Below are 20,107 nucleotides of genomic sequence, written 5' to 3'. Positions count from 1 at the left end.
CGCACGTTTACATTTGAAGGGATTCGAACGACCCATGATCATCATCGATACCGGTCTCGCCAAGCGGCAGGCAGAAGGCAACCCTATCCGTGTCGGCATGGTGGGGGCAGGATTTCAGGCTGGCGGCATCGGTCTGCAAATCATGACAGCGACGCCGGGCATGCAATTGTGCGCCATCGCCAACCGGAATGTCCCGGCTGCGATTAGCGTCTTCGCCCAAGCCGGTATCGAGCCAGTGCAGTGCGATACCCAGCAGGAATTGGAAACGGCGATTTCTGCTGGCAGACCTGCCGTTACCGAGGATGCCGTAGCCTTGGCCCGTGCCGGTGGGCTCGATGCCATTATCGAGGTAACCGGCTCGGTAGAGTTCGCCGCAAATGCAGTAGTGGCAGCGCTGGAAAGTGGCAAGCATGTCACCCAGATGAATGCCGAGCTGGATGGCACCGTGGGTCCTATTCTCAAGAAGAAAGCGGATGCAGCGGGCGTCATTTACACGTTTTCCGATGGTGATCAACCTGGCGTACAAATGAACCTTTACCGGTTCGTGGCTGGTTTAGGGCTTACTCCAGTGCTTTGCGGTAATATCAAGGGACTGCACGATCCCTATCGCAACCCGGCAACACAGGAAAGTTTTGCCAAGCGCTGGGGGCAGAAGCCGGCCATGGTCGCTTCGTTTGCCGACGGGACCAAAATTTCTTTTGAACAGGCTGTCGTAGCCAACGGTACGGATATGCAGGTGGCACGTCGCGGCATGCTGGGCCCCGATTTTTCGCACGGCGATCCTGGCGCACCATTAACTCCGATCGAAGATACGCTATCTGCCTTTGAGCCTCATCTCAGCCCCACGGGACCAGGTTTGGTCGATTATGTCGTTGGGGCACGCCCGGGGCCTGGAGTGTTTGTCCTCGGTACTCTTGAAAACCCCAGGCAGAAGCATTTCCTGGAGCTTTACAAGATGGGCAAGGGACCCTACTACTGTTTCTATACTCCCTATCACTTATGTCATTTTGAAGTGCCTACTTCTGTCGCCCGGGCGGTGTTGTTCAACGATGCTGTACTGGCGCCCAAGGATGGACCGAAGGTAGGGGTGATCGCCGTCGCCAAGAAAAACCTGTCTGTCGGCGAAACCATCAATGACTTTGGTGGCTTCGAAGTCTATGGCGTTGCCGAGAACATACATGCCATTCGTCAGGATAGACTTTTGCCGGTTGGGCTAGCGCTGGGTTGTCGCTTGGCTAAGCCAGTGGCAAAGGATATGCCGCTGACATTCGAAGATGTGAATATTCCTTCCGATAGAATGATTGACCGCTTATATGCAGAGCAAGAGCACCTTTTTGCTTGAAGCCAGCCTTGCTATGCGCTTTTCACGGAGAAATTGATGATTTTTCACCCAACGACACTTAACGACGCATGGCTAATAGAAGTGGAGCCACGTGGTGATGAAAGGGGTTATTTCGCTCGTACCATGTGTCAAGAAGAATTCGCTAAGCATGGATTGATTAGCCAGTTCGTACAACAAAATACATCATTTTCATCCCAGCGCGGTACGCTGCGTGGCCTACACTATCAGCAACGACCCTATGGCGAAGCCAAGCTCGTGAAGTGCCTTCGGGGAGCGATTGTGGATATTATCGTAGATATTAGGGAGGACTCATCGACTTATCTGCAGCATCAGATTTTTGAGTTGACAGATAAGAATAGATATCAGCTCTACGTGCCACCGGGTTTCGCACATTCTTTTCAGACATTGACCGACGACGTTGAGGTAAGCTACTTGGTATCCACAGCTTACCATCCTGAAGCTGAACGAGGGCTACGGTATAGCGATGAAGGTTTAGGTATTGACTGGCCTGTCCCGGTAACCGTTATCTCTGAAAAAGATAATAGTTGGCCTCTTCTGGCAGATCGCTCTCAGCCCCTTTATTGAGACCTGGAAATGAGGAACGTTACATAACATACAAAATTTCCTCTGGAGTTGTAATATGAGCAAGGTGTTTGCTGTCATCCTGACATACAACCGAAAGGATCTGCTTAAGAAGGCATTGGATGCCGTTTATTCTCAAACGCGTCCTTGCGATAGCGTCATTGTCATTGACAATGCCAGCCAGGATGGCACTCGGCAGATGCTGCTCGATGCCGAATATCCTGGCTTGGAAGGCTACGTGCTATCCGAAAACATTGGGGCTTCGGGAGGATTCAATGCAGGATTTCGCTTGGCGTACCAGAATGGAGCGGATTTCGTATGGATGATGGATGACGATGTCATTCCGGAGCCGGATGCATTGCAGCAACTCATCGAAGCGGATGAGTTACTGGAACACAAGGAAATCGGTCGCAGCTTCCTGTTATCTACCGCCTATACAGAAAGCCATGAAATAACCAATACACCTGAACTGAGTCGGTTGCAAAATAAGATTGGCTATAGCAATTGGCCTGAGATGGTAGAGCATGGGCTAATTCCTGTGCAGCGCGCTACTTTCGTTTCCATCCTCGTTCCACGCTCGGTATTGAAACAGCATGGCTTGCCTATCGCGTCCATGTTTATTTGGGGAGAAGACTACGAATATACGCTAAGGATTAGCCAGGACAGGCCTGGTTTCCTCGTTGGCAAAAGTAAAGTTCAGCATGTTCGACAAAAAAGTGGTGCTCAGAATATTCTCAATGAAGATAACCCCGCTAGGGTAAAGTTTTATCGTCACCATGTGAGAAACAAGATTTTTATTGCGAGGAAATATCTATCCAGGAAAACGCTTCTTGGGGTGATCTGGTACTCTTTCAGTATCTTGTTTAAATTGTTATACAAGGCGGAGTTCGTCAAATTCAAGGTGATGGCGCATGGGTTGGTAGAAGGGGTGAGTTTTTACCCAGATGAGGAGTCGGTGAATTCAAGTTTTGAAAATTTGAAAGTCGTTGCATTTCCGGTTGAAAGGCTTTCTTCTCATAAATTGGTAACGGCTGATCTCGACAAAGGGATACAGCCTGCAACGGATTCCTTGCAAGGACATTTTGGTTGATTGTCTTTTTGAGTTTTCGAGTAAGCGTTGTTTGCTTTTAGTTGACATGGATGTGGGCCGGTTTGCTTGATTGAGGTATGACTCCATGGAATTCAGGAGAGATATAAATGGTTTGAGGGCGATAGCAGTCGTCCTCGTCGTTCTATTCCATTTTGGTATCCCTGGCATGCAGGGAGGGTTCATTGGAGTCGATGTGTTTTTTGTGATTTCGGGTTATCTGATGACCGGAATTATTTTTTCCAGAATTAAGAAGGAAAGCTTTTCAGTTCTTGGGTTCTACCTCGACAGGGCTCGCCGGATAATCCCCGCGCTCGCCTGCGTTTGCCTTGTCGTTCTGCTCGTTGGCTGGATATTACTTTTGCCGTCCCATTACGAAGAGCTGGGCAGGCAGGTTTTAGGCAGCCTGGCCTTTGTTTCGAATTTTATATATTCGCAAGACGCCGGTTATTTCGAACAGGCGGCCCATGAGAAGTGGTTGCTGCATACTTGGTCACTATCCGTTGAGTGGCAATTTTATCTGTTATACCCGTTGGCTATCGTTGCGCTACGTAAGTTTATATCATTAGATAAGTTGCGCTGGATAATTCTCCTTGCGGCTCTCCTCTCTTTCGCTATTTCCGTTTATGCCTCGGGCCGATGGCCAACCCATGCCTTCTACCTATTACCGACCCGAGCCTGGGAGATGCTGGTAGGGGCGTTGGTATTTCTCTTTCCTATGCAGAGCAGCGTTAGGTATAAAAGAATTTTCGAGTTGATAGGCGTTGGACTGATTATAGGCAGTTCAATTTTCGTTGATTCACTAGCCGCTTGGCCGGGCTGGCTGGCTGCTCTGCCAGTGCTGGGTACCGCTCTGATTATCTTGCAGGCACGGCAGGACTCGCTGATAACGGGTAACTTTATTTCTGAGTTCCTGGGAAAGACTTCCTATTCGATCTATTTGTGGCACTGGCCTCTAGTCGTCTGGATAAATTACTTCGGCTTGGGCAACCAGGTAATTTGGATAGCTATGGGGATTGGAGCATCTATCCTGCTGGGCTGTCTGTCTTACAGTTTTATCGAGAATCTGGCTAGAAAGCGGAAAACACCTAGCTCGCGCAGCGCTCTCAAACCGATATTGAATATCGGTGCGCCGGCATCCTTGGCTGCTATGCTCGGCATGGTAATCATTTTATTTCATGGTTTTCCACAGCGCATGAACGAAGAGTTCTATGCAACTATGGAAAAGCTCGACTTGCCGCGAATGACTAATGGGTGGTGCTTCTATGACGTCAACGATAATGAGGCACTGACTATCGGAGCCGAGGGCCTCGAGTGCGTACGGGGTGAAAGGAATTCTTCCTTGAAGGGATTGTTATTTGGCGATTCTTTTGCTGGGCACTATGGGCCATTTTGGGACCATATTGGAAAAACGATTTCAGCTGAAATAAATTCTATTACGACAAATTGGTGTTACCCTAGTACTAATGAAGTCATCTATGGTGACGTTAATTCAAGAAGCTATGAGCAGTGCTTGATAAATAGAAAGTATTTTATTGAAAATACCGGAAATTACGATTTTGTGGTTTTGTCTGGTTCGTGGAGACATATTTATACTTCGGGGCAAATTAATGGTGTCTATGATGCTATATCTTATGCGGCCAGACAAACAAAGCTTGTCATTGTAATGGCAACGCCTACCTATTTTGATGTGAATGTCAGGGATATGTATGCCAGAAGCATTTTGTTTGGCATTGACTTTGATATACGAAACTTCAGCAAAGTGGCGGATGTAGATGCTGTCGAAGCAAATAAGGCTCTTGAGAGATTTTCCAGGGAATTCTCAAATGTTATTTTCGTAGATAGAGATTCAATTTTTCAAGTCGACGGCACGCCTTCACTAGTGACAGAGGAGAATATTCCCTACAACTTCGATCAGCACGGGCATATTAGCGTATACGGATCCAAAATGGCTGCGACCTCGTTCACTAGTTCGAATAGTTACCGTGAGATTGCCAAGAGAATGTCAGAGGTCGATAAGAGTAAGGATAACCAGCTTGTCATCATGAACGCAGTAGGCTTGAGTGCGTTTGAAACTGACATCTTCAGGTGAACTACTGCAGGGCGCCCGAAGCGGGGCGCGGAGTTCTCTTCAACAACATAAGGCTGCCTTATGTGAGATTCAGGGAGCCTCGACGCTTGGTTTCAAGTGGCTTAAGTTTAATGGCTAATATAGGGACTGCATCCGAGCGGCGATTAATTGCTTATTCAAAATTTCAACACGGAGCTGCGCTTTCTGGTAGGTAGTAAAGGTTTCCTTGGTCGCTTGGATCGTACCGTCGTTGTCTTCGACGATTAACCAAGTGTCTACGGTTCGTGTGGGATCGGTACGCCTGTTAGCGGCCGCGACTCGATACGTTGATGTCAACGTGTCGTCTCCTTGGGGTATTTTATACACTACGTTACAGCCGCATGCAGCGAAGCAATGATCCCATCCTTGGGCGGCATCCTGCCGATTTCCTGTCGGGCAGTCCTTACCCGAAAACACAATCCGTTTAAGTATAGTTAACAATACTAGCGTAAGGGTAAGCTTTTTACTTATTTTTTTGTAAGATATAGCTTACATGGTTCAGCATACTCTTCCGTTACAAAGTAATTTTTTGGATGACAGCATGGGTTGGGCTGGGTTTGGTGCACCTTCGCATCGTTGCCCTTGTAGCTAGTACCACTGGAGAGCCTTGGAACCGGCAGGAGTGGGCAGCCATGGAAGCTGAAAATTTCAAAAAACGGGATATTAATAAAGTGATTGTAATCGAATGGTGAAAGCGTAATTCGTCATAGAATCAGATTAGTACGAATATTTTTTATCAGGGTAAAACACCAAATATTAAATTTTCAGTGGTTTAGTGCAGTTTCGCTATGAAAGCAAGGTTGCGTTACCTCACGAACAGTTAAGGAAGTTTATTAGTAGGACGAAAGGGAAAGGAATGAGAAACAAGCAGTGTTCCATCGGGTATTTGATGAGATTACTCATTTTTCAACAGCGAGGTGAGTCCTCTGCCAGCTCGCCCTTGGCGAAAGTTTTCTCAGTCGAATTGGGTGGTATGGTTTTTTGTGTTTTAAAAACAGTAGGTTGTTTTAATCGCGTTGGTCTGGGACAGGGGCAGGCAACAATCCGCTTTTTCGATGATCCTGTCTGGAGGATAAGCGGAAAATTTTCGTTGGCGTACGCCAGGATAGTGAAGGATTAAATTGATTGATTTTTGCGGATTAGTTTCGCGGTCATGAAGCTATTACCTTGTTAGCTATTAGTAACTAAATTTAAAAATAAGTGGCGCAATCCCTTACAAACCGATCTTGTTTGTTCTAGTTTATCGATGTGGAAAGTTTGGTTTTCACTACAGTTACATTGTAACTATCGTAAGTTTGTTAACGCTGTCGTCATGGCTTGAGGAAGCGCCTGTGCAACCTCCGGGCGGTAGCGTGGCAAAACCAAGGAAGCAATAAGAGACGGTAAGGAAACATGCCGTGATAAAGAAAAAACCGAAAAGAACGCTTGTATCTACGAGCGCACTACAAACGAGGTCTTATCTCGGTGGCTTACGGATAAGCCTTGCTGGGTAACGCAAGCGGTGTGGTTTGGTGGCTTGCTTGCATTGCCTTCCTTCTTCTTGGAATGAGAGCGAATAAAAATGCTAACACGTCTTATGCAACACCGTACGCGATGGTGCATGCCTGTAGCGGGAATCGCACTGGCGGTGGGGTTGTCTGCTTGTGCAGCTGCGCCAGGGGGACACATCGATTATGACACCGAGGCCGATCCATTGAGCGAGGTCAATGTCGAGGTCCTCCCTATCACCCTCGATTTAGTCCAGGAGATGAATGCCACGACGCGAGAGGCGGCGGCGCTGGCCTTGGTCAATAATGCCAGGCCCGATGAGTCGGTACCTAAATATGACTACTACATCGGTCGCGGCGATGTACTGAATATCATTGTCTATGACCATCCGGAACTGACCATTCCCGCCGGTAGCGAGCGGAGCGCTGCGGAATCGGGTAATGTCGTGCATTCCGATGGCACTATCTTCTATCCCTATGTCGGTCAAGTGAAAGTTGCGGGGCGCACGGTGCATGACGTGCGCAACGAGATCCAGCGACGCTTGGCGGATTTCATTGCCGAGCCGCAAGTGGACGTCAAGGTGGCGGCCTACAACTCCCAGAAGGCCTACGTGACAGGGCAGGTGAACACCCCCGGTCAGTTCCCGATCACCAACGTGCCCCTCCGTGTGCTTGATGCCATCAGCCAGGCTGGTGGCCTGACCGACATGGCCAACTGGCGTGACGTCATACTGTCGCGCGATAACGCCGACACGTCGCTCTCGGTTTACGAAATGCTGGTTTATGGTGACCTTAGCCAGAACCTTCTGCTTGAGGATGGCGATGTCCTGCATGTTCCGGAAGTCGGCAACCAGCAGATATTCGTCATGGGCCAGGTCATTGAGCCGGCGTCGTTTGCAATGGGCAATACACGCCTGTCGTTGACCGCTGCCATTGCACAGGCGGGCGGTATCGATGAAAGCAGTGCCAATGCCTCGGGTATTTTCGTGATCCGTCGCAATCCAATTCCCAGTGATATCTATGCGACGGTTTACCAACTGGATGCCAGCAATGCGGCAGCTTTCGTGCTTGGGTCTCAGTTCATGCTCGAGCCGACCGATGTGGTCTACGTCACGTCTGCACCGTTGGCCCGCTGGAACCGAGTGCTGAGATTGTTGTTACCGTCTCTGACCACAATCTACGAAGCGACGGAAGTCAACGAGAACATTCGGGATCTCTGACCCTGAATCGACCTAACCCACCCTTGCGGGCCTGAAGGCTCACATGAAAACGCCATGCGGGGAAATGAACTCCCCGCATGGGTTCTCAAACATTTCGTCCTGTCCCTTTGGTAATGCCCATGAAACAGAATCCGTCTCCTAACCGCTTGACTCAGGAAAACGGCGATATCGACTTCGCGCGTACGCTTGGCATCCTGATCGATCACAAGTGGGTGATCATTTCCGTCACCTCGTTATTCGCCATTATCGGCATCGTCTACGCCTTGCTGGCCACGCCTATCTACCAGGCCGACGCTCTGGTTCAGATAGAGGACGATCAGCAGAATGTGAATCCGCTCAATGAAGTCACCAGCCTGCTGGGCAAGGAGCCGCCCTCGGAGTCGGAAATCGAGATCATCCGCTCCCGTATGGTGCTGGGGCGTGCCGTGGATATCCTCAATCTCGATCTTATCGTGGAGCCCAAGCAAGTGCCGTTGGTCGGTGGTTTCATGAACCGTCTAGGGGTAGAGCGGCCAACCTTCGTAACCGACTGGGACCATGCCAAGGTTGCGAGTTTGCCGGTGGTCAGCGGATTTCTTGACTGGCTGGGGGTAGAGCTGCCCGAGTTCTCCCTGGACTGGGGCTACATCTGGTCGGGTGAAACGATCGATGTAAAAGCCATGCCGGTCGCCGACGACTATCTGGACGAGACGTTCACGCTTGAAGTGCTCGACGACCAGCGCTACGCGCTGATTTATGAAGAGCAGCGTGTAGGCGAAGGTCGCGTCGGCATGGACGAGGAATTTCTGAACGGCGACGTTGGCTTGACGGTAGCCGCCATCAATGCCCCGCGCGGTGCCACCTTCGAACTTACGCACCTGCGTCGCTTGAGAGCCATCAATAACTTGCGCAGCAGCCTGAGCGTCACCGAGCGTGGCCAGGAAACCGGCATTCTGAGTTGGGCACTGACCGGGGCCGATTCCAAGCAGGCCGCCACGACATTGAGTACCGTCGCCGACATTTATGTCGCCCAGAATATTCAGCGCCAGTCGGAAGAAGCCCGCAAGAGCCTCGACTTTCTGGATAGTCAAGTGCCGACAGTGCACGATGAACTGCGCTCCGCCGAGGACAAGCTCAACACCTACCGGACCGAGCGAGACAGCGTAGACCTGACGATGGAGACCAGCTCGATTCTCGAACGTATGGTCAATCTTGAATCCCAATTGAATGAGCTGGAGTTCGCCGAGGCGGAAATTTCGCGCCGCTTCACGCCCAGCCACCCGACCTATGCTGCGCTGCTGGAGAAGAAAAGCCAGCTGAACAAGGAGAAGGTCAATCTCGAGCGAAAGGTCAATAACCTTCCCCAGACGCAGCAGGAAATTCTGCGCATGCAACGCGATGTGGAAGTGAACCAGGAAATTTACGTCGCGTTACGCAACAAGGTGCAAGAGATGCAGATTGCCGAAGCGAGTACTGTCGGCAACGTGCGCATCCTCGATATGGCCGAGGTGTACCCGGAACCTGTAGCGCCCGGCAAGAAATTCATCGTGCTGGTAGCCACCATGCTGGGCGGTATGGTGTCGGTTGGGGGGGTCCTGCTGCACGCCGCCTTTAACCGGGGCATCGAAACGCCTGATGAGCTCGAACACCTCGATATGCCGGTTTATGCCACGGTGCCGTTATCCGAGGATCAGCAGAAGCTCAACCGCTTCATTCGTCGGGAGAATGGCCGTAGCGACACGATCACTGCCGGGTTGCTGGCCAAGCGAAACCCCGCCGATATCTCGGTCGAGGCCCTGCGTGGTCTGCGGACCAGCCTGCATTTCGCCATGTTGGATAGTAGCGACAATCGCATCCTGGTGACTGGGCCGAGTCCGGGCATTGGCAAGAGCTTCGTGACGGTCAACCTGGCGGCGGTCTGCGCACAGGCGGGGCAACGTGTCCTGGTTATCGACGGCGATATGCGCAAGGGGCATCTGCATAGCGTCTTCGGCACGCGTCCCGATGGTGGTCTCAGCGACATCCTCAGTGATAGGCAACCGGTGGAGGAGATGATTCGCGTTGCCGATGGCATGGATTACCTGCATTACATCGCCCGCGGCGCTGCACCGCCCAACCCGGCCGAATTGCTCGACACCGCTCGATTCACGGAACTGCTGGAGTTCGTCGACCAGCATTATGACCTGGTGATCATCGACTCCCCGCCCATCCTGGCCGTCACCGATGCCGCCATCATTGGCAAGCACGTCAGCACGACGCTGTTGGTAGCACGTTTCCAGCTCAACTCGGTCAAGGAGATCGACTTGGCAAGGCGTCGTCTGGAAACCGCAGGCGTCAGGGTCAAGGGAGCGATCCTCAATGCCATGGAGCGCAAGGCGGCCAATGCTTATGGCTATGGCTATTACAACTACGCCTACAAGTGATCGTTACGCCTACCAGCGGCCTTGGCCGGCAGCAACGCGAAATCTCCAGGGTATCCGATGAAAACTGTCAGTGTGTACATTCCGACGCGGAATCGACCGGAGTTCCTCAAGCGGGCGCTGAACTCCCTCGTGAAGCAACAGCACAAGGCGTTTCAAGTGTTGGTTTGCGACGATGGCTCCAGTGCCGAGAACAAGTCTCGGGTCGTCGCGGTGATCGAGGAGTACCGTCAGCGCTTCTCGGACCTAGTGTTCTTCAATGAGCCGGAGTCACGCGGAGCCTGCCATGCCCGCAACAGGATGATCGAGGCCGCGGACGGGAACTATATCACCGGACTAGACGACGACGATGAGTTCCTGCCGGACCGCTTGCGTGCCTTTCTCGAAAGCCGGCAACTGGATAGGTATGCCTACCTGAGTGCCGGCAAGATCGTCGATGACGGTAACGTCTCGTTCGAGTCGCTCGAGACGCGAGGCGAAATCACGCTCGACAAGCTGTTGCACTTCAACATGGCGGGTAATCAAGTCTTTACCCGGACGGAACATCTTAGGGCCGTGGGAGGTTTCGATGAGCGATTTTCCTCCTGGCAGGACTATGACCTGTGGGTTCGTCTCACCCAAGCGTTCGGCTCAGGTTACAAGGTCGAGAAATGCACTTATCGATGGCATGTCGGCCATGAACTCGGGCGGATCAGTAACCCCGCCAAAGTCAGTGCCGGCTATCATCAGTTTGTCGATAAACACGGCAGCTTGCTATCGCGCCGTCACCGTCAGTCCTTGGCCGTTCAGGACCGAGTGCAGAGCGAGCTGCCGCTAACCCTAGGCTTCGTCCTGGCAAACATCAACACTCGCACTTGTTATCCACTTTCGAAGCATTTGGCGCGTAGCCAGTTTCCTGCGCTCTTCCTATTGCTCAGAAACCTCATGAGAACGGCTGGTGGCAGTAAGGCTTGAGCATTTTTGCCGTGTTTGAAAATCATTGAATTGGCGGTCAGGGACGACATGAAAATATTAATGCTGAATTCTTATTATGATAAGGGAGGAGCGGCTCGTGCTGCTTTTCGCCTTGCCAAGGCATTACCGCTGGTCGGTGTAGAAGTGGATTACCGCAGCATTTACAAGAAGCGTATGTTGCCTTGGGAAAAAGCCAGATATTTAATGCGTGTCGCCCAGGACCGTTTGCCGGGTACGCTGAAAGCAAAGGCAAAAGTCATGTTCTCGGCAGGAATGCCGGACAATGACTCACTGGTAAAAGATATCAATGCCTCCAATGCCGATATCGTTCATATTCACTGGATTCATGGCGGCGGGCTTTCCATTGAAGATCTTGCCAAGATAAATAAACCGGTCGTTTGGTCACTGCATGATATGTGGGCCTTTACCGGGGGCTGCCACTATGATCAGCACTGTGGACGCTTTATCGAGGGATGTGGAAACTGCCCGCTACTCAACAGCAACCACCGGAACGATCTTAGCCACAAAGTCATGAGGCGAAAGATGGTCCTATTCAGCAGCAAGCGCGATGTGGCTATCGTAGGCCTGAGTCGCTGGATGCTGCGAATGGCAGGCAGGTCAAAGGCCATGGTCGGCGTGCCCAAGGTCAACCTGCCCAATCCCATCAATATCAGTGCGTTTTCTCCTCTGGAAAAGAGCCTGGCCAGGAAACGGTTGAGCCTTCCGCAGCACAAGAAATTGATCTTGTTCGGCGCCATGTCCGCCACCGATGACCCCCGTAAAGGCTATCAAGAACTTATCCAGGCACTGCGCGCACTCGACCTACGTAACGAGGAAGCCGAAGTCATGGTATTCGGCAGTAGCGAACCTGCCGATAAGCCGGATATCGGCATGCCGATTCATTACTTGGGCAACATTGGCGACGACAAGCGATTGCAGGCCACCTACAGCGCGGCGGATGTCATGGTTGTGCCCTCGTTACAGGAAAACCTATCCAACGCCATCATGGAGTCTCTGGCGTGTGGTACGCCCGTCGTCTGCTTTGATATCGGCGGTAACAGCGACATGGTCGAACATCTCAAAACCGGGTACCTGGCATTGCCTGGCGATCCATCGAGTTTGGCAGAAGGCATCCGCTGGGTCGTACTCAACAAGAAGCATGGCGCCCTTTGCGCTAATGCAAGAAGAAAGATTGTCGAGGAGTTTGATGAAATATCGGTGGCTAACAAATATTTGTCGTTTTATCAGGACCGGCTGTTGAACAACAAGAAATCGGCAGAGTGTTTGGCTGCCGTAAAGTCCTGATGGGGATCTTCAGGACTATTGTTGATTTTTGAAACATAGGGAAGTGATGGAGAGATCATGCAAAAGAGAGCGTTGATTACAGGGATTTCAGGGCAGGATGGTTCATACCTCGCCGAGCTTCTTCTAGAGAAGGGATATGAGGTACATGGTATAAAACGTCGTGCATCATCTTTCAATACACAGAGAATCGATCATATTTATCAGGATCCGCATATCGAGAACCAGAACCTCGTTCTTCATTATGGAGACCTGACGGACTCTTCCAACTTGATGCGTATCCTGCAAGAAGTCCAACCCGACGAAGTTTACAATCTGGGCGCGCAGTCGCATGTTGCCGTTAGCTTCGAGTCGCCCGAGTATACCGCCGATGTGGATGGCTTGGGCACGCTACGTCTGCTAGAGGCCATCCGCATCCTTGGCCTGGGTGAGAAGACTCGCTTCTACCAAGCGTCGACGTCTGAACTGTATGGCTTGGTACAGGAAATTCCCCAGCGTGAAACGACGCCGTTCTATCCGCGTTCACCCTATGCGGTCGCCAAGCTTTACGCCTACTGGATCACCGTCAATTACCGTGAAGCCTATGGCATGTATGCGTGTAACGGAATCCTCTTCAATCATGAGTCGCCGCGGCGCGGTGAAACCTTCGTGACCCGCAAGATTACTCGTGGCATGGCCAACATAGCGCAAGGGCTGGAACAGTGCCTGTTCATGGGTAACATGGATTCGCTTAGGGACTGGGGACATGCCAAAGATTACGTGCGCATGCAATGGATGATGCTACAACAACCCCACCCCGACGATTTCGTGATCGCAACCGGGGTGCAGTACTCCGTGCGCGATTTCATTCTCTGGACGGCGGCCGAACTGGGTATCACGCTGCGTTTCGAGAGCGTCGGGGTCAAGGAACATGCGGTGGTCGAAGCGGTAAAAGGCGACAAAGCACCTGGCGTTCGGGTCGGCGATGTCATCGTCAGGGTCGATCCGCGCTATTTTCGTCCCGCCGAAGTGGAAACCTTGCTCGGGGATCCGTCCCAGGCGCGCGACAAGCTGGGCTGGGTGCCGGAAATCAGCGTTCAGCAGCTCTGCGCCGAAATGGTCCGGGAGGATCTCAAGATCGCTCAACGCCATGCCTTCCTTAAGCAGCATGGACATTATATGCCCATCGCTGTGGAGGGCTGAGCATGACTCGACTTCAGGACCAATGTGTCTTCGTAGCGGGGCATCGCGGCATGGTGGGCTCGGCCATCGTCCGTCAGCTCGTGCAGAAGGGATACCGCAATATCCTCACGGCATCCCGCGATGAACTCGATCTGACCGATCAGCATGCAGTGGATGCGTTCTTCCAGGCGCATCGCATCGACCAGGTCTATCTGGCGGCGGCCAAGGTAGGAGGGATACAGGCCAACAATACCTATCCGGCCGATTTCATTACCGACAACCTCAGAATCGAATTGAACGTCATTCAGGCGGCGCACCGCTCGGGAGTGGAAAGGTTGCTGTTTCTGGGCTCGTCCTGCATCTATCCCAAGCATGCCTCGCAACCGCTGCGTGAAGAAGCCTTGCTGTCCGAGAGGCTGGAACCCACCAACGAGCCCTATGCCGTTGCCAAGATCGCCGGCATCAAGTTGTGCGAAAGCTACAACCGTCAGCATGACCGGGACTACCGCAGTGTCATGCCGACCAACCTGTACGGACCGGGAGATAACTTCCATCCCGAAAACAGCCATGTCATCCCGGCATTGATACGTCGCTTTTATGAAGCCATCGAGGCAGGGGCACATGAGATGGTGATCTGGGGCAGCGGGAGTCCCCGGCGCGAGTTCTTGTACGTGGAGGATATGGCCCAGGCCTGCGTCTTCGTGATGGAACTGAGTCGTAAAGCCTACCGTACCCATACCTTGCCCATGTGCTCGCATATCAATGTCGGCACGGGAATGGATTGTACGATTCGCAAGCTGGCCGAAACCCTGATGCAGGTGACGGGCTTCGAGGGACGCCTGGTCTTTGATACCTCCAAGCCGGACGGAGCGCCGCGCAAGCTGCTGGAAGTGTCGCGCCTCAGTGAGTTGGGCTGGGCAGCCAGTACCTCGTTGGAAGCAGGACTGAGGAGCACTTGCGAGTGGTATCGAAAGAACAGGCAGAACAGCGAGCGAAGCGATGAAAATACTTCTGTATGCAATTAATTACAGTCCCGAGCTTACGGGAATCGGCAAATACAGCGGGGAAATGGCCCGTTGGTGGGCGGCACGTGGGCATGAGGTGCGGGTCGTTACCGCACCGCCTTACTATCCCGATTGGAAAGTCTGGCCAGGCTATGCTGCCCACGGTTACCGCAGGAGCCGTGAGGAGGGGGTAACGGTCACGCGTTGTCCCCTATATGTACCTAGCCGCCCAAGTGCGTTGAAGCGGATCCTGCATTTGGCCAGTTTCTCGCTATCGTCGCTGCCCGTCGTGCTGGCCCAATTGCGCTGGAAGCCGGACCTGGTCATTCTGCTGGTACCGACACTTTTTTGCGCGCCCCAGGCGCTGCTAACTGCCAAGTTGTGTAAGGCCAGGGCCGTGATCCATATTCACGACTATGAAGTGGATGCCATGTTCGGGTTGGGCATGGCTAAGGGCAAGGGGCTGAAACGCATAGCGTACTGGCTCGAAAAGACGATATTCAAAGCTTTCGATAAAGTGTCCGCCGTTTCCATCAATATGCTGCAAAGGGCGGAGCAGAAAGGGGTACCAAAAGAAAAGCTGTGTTTCTTCCCCAACTGGTCGGAGATTTCCCGCTTCAAGGATGTCCAGCGTTCATCTGCACTGCTCGAGACGCTGGGGGTGGACCCTAGCAGAAAAGTCTTACTCTATTCAGGAACGATAGGGGCCAAGCAAGGGCTGGAAAATGTCATTGAAGCCGCCCGGAGGATGCGAGCACGTACCGAACTCGTCTTTCTCATCGTTGGCGATGGGGCTGGCAAGGGACGCTTGGTCGACTTAGCCAAGCAATATGATCTGGACAACGTGATTTTTGCCCCCCTGCAGCCTTACGACGTATTACCCGAGCTGCTGGCGTCCGCCGATTGCCATCTCGTGGTTCAGAAGATTGGCGTTGCCGATGCTGTGCTTCCCTCCAAGCTGACCAACATCCTTGCTGTCGGCGGCAATGCCGTGATTACGGCCGATTCGCAGACCAACCTGGGCATGTTATGCAGTGAGTATGCTGGAATAGCGGTACGCGTCGAGCCGGAATCGGTGGATGCCTTGATCGAAGGCATCGAGCATACCCTGGCCATGCCCGAAAAGAACGTCATCGCCACCGGTTACGCTCAGGAGTTTCTCGACAAGGACAAGATACTCACGCGCTTTCTGGCAGAGGTCGTCTAATGTGGCTCAGCGAGCAGACATTCCGGACCGTGGTCGAGTCTACACCCTTGGTCTCCATCGATCTCGTGATAAGAAACCGGGAGGGTCGAATCCTTCTGGGACGGCGGCTCAACCGACCTGCGCAGGGATTCTGGTTCGTCCCGGGAGGACGTATCCAGAAAAACGAGCCATTGGACGAGGCGTTTCAACGAATTACCAAATATGAACTCGGCCAAGTGTTTACTCGCCGCCAAGCCAGGCTGATGGGTATCTACGAGCACTTCTATCGCGATAGTGTATTTGGTAAGGAAGAGGAAATGCCTGATACCCATTATGTGGTACTGGGATATTCAATGTTTCTTCCCGACGATTTTAATTTGGTGCCGCCAGCCATACAGCATAGCGACTACCGCTGGTGGCGTCGCGACGAAATGACCTCATCGCCTGAAGTTCATGAATATACCCAGGCCTACGTAAAATAAAAATCTATTTTCTGCTGACTGTTAGCTTCGATCAGGGAACGCCCTTGTTGAGCTTGGCTTTCGGGAGAGGAGAATTGCCTTGAATACGTTGTTTATTGCCTTGATATTAATTCAATGCGCAGTGCTGATATATTTGCTATACAAAAGACAAGGCAGGTTTCTTCTAGTGTTTCCAGCGCTACTGTTTTGCTCGGCACTGTATACCTGGGTTGGATGGCGCTTCTTCAGCTTCTCGGTCGATATGCCTTTCGATTTCCTTGAGTATGCGCAAGCGAAAAACGTTGAGCGTGCCATTATTTATTTTGTCTTATGTGCAGGTGCGTTTGTGCTCGGCAGCCTGCTGGTCAGAGAAAATCCCGGCTTTCATGCAGAGAGTGATTTGCCCGGCAAACTCGTGATGAAGTTGGGAAATCTGGGCCAGATGCAACTATTGGTAACGGCAGCGATATGGTTCGTAATGTTTGTACCTTCGTACGGGCTTGATAATCTTTTGCACCGTACCATCTATCGGCCCGTGTTTCCGTTTCAGATCGGCATGGTGATTTCTTCCGTTATCCTGCCTTTCTCGTCTTTAGCGATCGGGTTGCTCAGAAGCCGCTTCCTTAGAATTGCTCTATTACTTGCTGCAATGTTGATAATTGTTGCTACGAGTTCACGATCTTCCCTCGTCTTGATCGCCTTTTATCTGATCGGCACGTTCATGAGAAAAGGCAAGATCGTCAAACCCGAGCTAATCTTTTTCGCGTTTCTTGGATTGTGGCTTAGTGCATTTGCACTTGACTCTCGCAACCTGCCTGTACAGGGTATCATGCCTAATTTGATGGCATTGCTTGCATGGTTTGATATCGATGCCGTCGTTTATACTATTAATTATATTCTATCGTTCTCGGTTGGTGTCCTGACCTATGCCATTGAGGTCCCTTATCATCTTGTCAACGTTATTCCTTATTCGCTAAGCCCGCTTCCTAGCTTTCTATACAACATTCCAGTCAGCTTCGATAATCTGATAGGCACTGCACCATACAGTGCTTTTGCAATACTTTATAACGAAAGTTACTGGGGTGGCATTGCCTTCTTCTTCGCTTGCGGCTTCGTGATAGCCATAATGGAGCGCTATAGTTATCAGCGAAACTTCTTTCTTTGGGTCGTGATCTCTTCTTTTGTCTTCGTGTTTACCATACTTTGCGTCCAATATCCGCTGCGCTCAGCAGCCCGTTTGGTTTATTACATGATATTTTTGTCATCGCTTTACGCCTTTAGCATGCCAGTGCTAAGAAAAATGCTTACCCATTAGAACGACAAACGTAAATGCAGTATCAGGGATGTGAGCGAGAATGAAAATTGCGTATTGTATCTTGTGTCATAGAATGACCAATCCCTTGAGATTCACAGTCAGCTATCTATCGAGTTTCGAAAGTAACCGCATCTATATCCATGTGGATGGTAAAAGCGATATCCAGCCGTTCATGGAAGAGTTTAGGGGATGTAATATTTTTTTCGTGGGTGATAGGGTCAATGTGGCCTGGGGGAGTGTGACTCAAGTCGATGCTACCCTGAGTCTGCTACGGGCCGCCGTAAAGGAAAAGTTCGATTACTTGTTTCTTATCTCAGGGGATGATATACCGGCTGTCAGCAACGATCAGATAGTTGGTTGTCTAAATCGTCTCAAGGGGCATGAGTTGATTGCCTACCAGGACGAGAGGTTTAGCTATGTCGATCCCCTTGAACGTGTAAAATATCGCTATCCGAAATGCTGTTTTAAAAAAGAAAAAAATCCGCTGGAAAAGTTCAAGGTTAGACTCCATGGACTAGGTTGTCGGCTGGGTCTGTATAAAAATTCGTTTTACAAAAAGCTTCCTGAGTTATACAAGGGAACTTCTTGGTTTACTATAACTTATGATTTTTCGTGTTTTGTTTTGGACTATGTCAATAATAATCCGGAGTACCGTAGAGCTTTTCAGGAGTCTTTTTGTTGTGACGAAATTTTCTTTCATACCATCTTGATGGATTCGCCTTTTAGACAGAAGGTTTACCATAATGACTGGGCTTACTCGGATAGCTTTCGGTATATCGACTGGAAAAGCGGGCCCGACTACCCGAGAACGTTGGATGAAAGTGACTTTAAGCGAATAAAGAGCAGTGCGATGCTTTTTGCACGTAAGGTCAGGCAGGATATCGACATGGATGCTCTGCACTTCTTTACCGAAAAATCCAGTGAGCTGCATCAAGAGACTGCATAGTCATAAATAACCGAATTAAAAGTAAGCAGAGCAGTTTAACGGCCCGACAGGTTTACCTGATTGTACTTTCGTCGATTAAAAAAGGATTTTTACTGTGCTGACTCCCGTTATCCTAGCCGGCGGCTCCGGCTCACGTCTCTGGCCCTTGTCACGAAAGCTTCGTCCCAAGCAATTCCTGGCCTTGAACGGCTGCCTGACGATGCTTCAACAAACCCTGTCTCGATTGGAGGGGCTCGAACATGAATCTCCCTTGATCATCTGCAATGAAGAACATCGCTTTCTGGTGGCCGAGCAGTTGCGACAGGTCGAACTGACACAAGCAAGCATTCTATTGGAACCTTTCGGGCGAAATACGGCGCCGGCCATTGCTCTTGCGGCCATGTCGGCCCTCAGCGAGGCTAGCGACCCGCTGCTTCTGGTCCTGTCGGCCGACCACCTCATCCAGGATGTGGCCAAGTTTCATGAAGCGATCGAACAGGCCATCCCATTGGCCGAGCAAGGTTTCCTGGTGACATTCGGAGTCGTACCGACGCACGGCGAGACCGGATACGGTTACATCCAGCGAGGACAACCGTTAATGCAGGGTGCCAAGGTCAAGCGGTTTACCGAAAAACCGGATGCCGATACGGCGGCTACCTATGTAGCGTCGGGGGAATACTATTGGAATAGTGGCATGTTCCTTTTCCGGGCGAGTCGCTACCTGGAAGAACTCTCCACGCATGCACCGGCCATTCTCGAGGCATGTCAGGCTGCCATGGGTGGCTTGAACGAGGATTTCGGCTTTCTACGCATCGATGCCGAGGCATTCGAGGCGAGCCCGAATGTCTCCATCGATTATGCCGTCATGGAAAACACCGACAGTGCCGCAGTCGTGCCTCTCGAGGCTTGCTGGAGTGATGTCGGCTCTTGGTCTTCGCTATGGGAGGTGAGCGAGAGGAGTACGGAAGGCAACTGCCAATCAGGCGACGTATTGATGGTGGACACCCAGCGGACCCTAGTGCGTGCCGAGAGCCGCCTGGTTGCCACGGTCGGTATCGAGGATCTTATGATCGTCGAGACCAAGGACGCCGTGCTCGTCGCTCACCGGGACAAGGCGCAGCTGGTCAAGAAGATCGTCGAGCGACTCCAGCAGGAAGGTCGGCCCGAGTACGAGAATCACCGTGAAGTCTATCGGCCTTGGGGTAAGTACGACTGCATGGGTAAAGGCGGCCGTTACCAGGTCAAATGCATTACCGTGGCGCCGGGTGCCAAGCTTTCCGTCCAGATGCATCACCATCGTGCAGAACATTGGGTCGTGGTCTCGGGCACCGCTGAAGTCACTGCAGGAGAAAGGACATATCTCGTCACGGAAAATGAGTCGACATACATCCCTATCGGTCAGGTTCATGCATTAAGGAATCCAGGCGTGATTCCCCTGGAACTGATCGAAGTTCAGTCGGGCTCCTATCTCGGCGAGGACGATATCGTGCGTCTCCAAGATAATTACGGACGCCTCTGACCTCGCCAACTATGGCGTGCATGAAATTTCAGGGAAGTGAGGCAGGGACAAGC

At 51.6% G+C, this 20,107-nt stretch carries 15 protein-coding genes; all 15 read left to right on the top strand.

The window, feature by feature from the left end:
• Positions 1–34: 34 nt before the first annotated feature.
• The 15 genes from MHM84_RS14635 (at position 35) to MHM84_RS14565 (ending at position 20,054) form a co-directional block, all read left to right on the top strand.
• Positions 35–1,342 carry an NAD(P)-dependent oxidoreductase gene (locus tag MHM84_RS14635; RefSeq protein WP_239267094.1) on the top strand — a complete coding sequence of 436 codons (1,308 nt, stop codon included), beginning with the start codon at positions 35–37 and terminating at the stop codon, positions 1,340–1,342.
• A 36-nt stretch (positions 1,343–1,378) separates the two neighbouring features.
• Positions 1,379–1,927, top strand: a complete 549-nt coding sequence (gene rfbC / locus MHM84_RS14630; protein WP_239267093.1) for a dTDP-4-dehydrorhamnose 3,5-epimerase — start codon at positions 1,379–1,381, stop codon at positions 1,925–1,927.
• A gap of 55 nt (positions 1,928–1,982) precedes the next feature.
• Positions 1,983–3,014 (top strand): glycosyltransferase family 2 protein, encoded by a 1,032-nt coding sequence (locus MHM84_RS14625; RefSeq protein ID WP_239267092.1) that lies wholly within the window; start codon positions 1,983–1,985, stop codon positions 3,012–3,014.
• 85 nt (positions 3,015–3,099) lie between these two features.
• Complete coding sequence (locus tag MHM84_RS14620) at positions 3,100–5,103, top strand: acyltransferase family protein (RefSeq protein ID WP_239267091.1); 2,004 nt, start codon at positions 3,100–3,102, stop codon at positions 5,101–5,103.
• A gap of 1,618 nt (positions 5,104–6,721) precedes the next feature.
• Positions 6,722–7,828 (top strand): polysaccharide export protein, encoded by a 1,107-nt coding sequence (locus MHM84_RS14615; protein ID WP_239267090.1) that lies wholly within the window; start codon positions 6,722–6,724, stop codon positions 7,826–7,828.
• A gap of 119 nt (positions 7,829–7,947) precedes the next feature.
• Entirely contained in the window at positions 7,948–10,230 is a 2,283-nt protein-coding gene (locus MHM84_RS14610; RefSeq protein WP_239267089.1) for a polysaccharide biosynthesis tyrosine autokinase, read from the top strand.
• Between the two features lie 57 nt (positions 10,231–10,287).
• Complete coding sequence (locus tag MHM84_RS14605) at positions 10,288–11,181, top strand: glycosyltransferase (protein ID WP_239267088.1); 894 nt, start codon at positions 10,288–10,290, stop codon at positions 11,179–11,181.
• 15 nt (positions 11,182–11,196) lie between these two features.
• Positions 11,197–12,486, top strand: coding sequence for a glycosyltransferase family 4 protein (locus MHM84_RS14600; RefSeq protein WP_239267087.1), 1,290 nt, complete (start codon positions 11,197–11,199; stop codon positions 12,484–12,486).
• Positions 12,487–12,543: 57 nt separating this feature from the next.
• Positions 12,544–13,665, top strand: a complete 1,122-nt coding sequence (gene gmd, locus MHM84_RS14595) for a GDP-mannose 4,6-dehydratase (protein ID WP_239267086.1) — start codon at positions 12,544–12,546, stop codon at positions 13,663–13,665.
• A gap of 2 nt (positions 13,666–13,667) precedes the next feature.
• Positions 13,668–14,669 (top strand): GDP-L-fucose synthase, encoded by a 1,002-nt coding sequence (locus tag MHM84_RS14590; RefSeq protein WP_239267085.1) that lies wholly within the window; start codon positions 13,668–13,670, stop codon positions 14,667–14,669.
• Positions 14,644–15,855, top strand: a complete 1,212-nt coding sequence (locus MHM84_RS14585; protein WP_239267084.1) for a glycosyltransferase WbuB — start codon at positions 14,644–14,646, stop codon at positions 15,853–15,855. Before MHM84_RS14590 ends, MHM84_RS14585 begins: the two co-directional genes overlap by 26 nt.
• On the top strand, positions 15,855–16,316 hold the full coding sequence (locus tag MHM84_RS14580; RefSeq protein ID WP_239267083.1) for a GDP-mannose mannosyl hydrolase: 462 nt from the start codon (positions 15,855–15,857) through the stop codon (positions 16,314–16,316). The genes MHM84_RS14585 and MHM84_RS14580 overlap by 1 nt, the downstream gene beginning before the upstream one ends.
• Before the next feature lie 79 nt (positions 16,317–16,395).
• Positions 16,396–17,610: a hypothetical protein gene (locus tag MHM84_RS14575; RefSeq protein ID WP_239267082.1), complete on the top strand. Its 1,215-nt coding sequence runs from the start codon at positions 16,396–16,398 to the stop codon at positions 17,608–17,610.
• Positions 17,611–17,650: 40 nt separating this feature from the next.
• Positions 17,651–18,556 (top strand): beta-1,6-N-acetylglucosaminyltransferase, encoded by a 906-nt coding sequence (locus MHM84_RS14570; RefSeq protein ID WP_275445784.1) that lies wholly within the window; start codon positions 17,651–17,653, stop codon positions 18,554–18,556.
• A gap of 94 nt (positions 18,557–18,650) precedes the next feature.
• Positions 18,651–20,054 (top strand): mannose-1-phosphate guanylyltransferase/mannose-6-phosphate isomerase, encoded by a 1,404-nt coding sequence (locus MHM84_RS14565; RefSeq protein WP_239267080.1) that lies wholly within the window; start codon positions 18,651–18,653, stop codon positions 20,052–20,054.
• The last annotated feature ends 53 nt before the right edge of the window (positions 20,055–20,107 follow it).

The sequence above is a fragment of the Halomonas sp. McH1-25 genome (assembly GCF_022348165.1).
In the GTDB taxonomy this organism is placed as follows: domain Bacteria; phylum Pseudomonadota; class Gammaproteobacteria; order Pseudomonadales; family Halomonadaceae; genus Modicisalibacter.
This window is presented reverse-complemented; position numbering and strand designations above follow the sequence as displayed.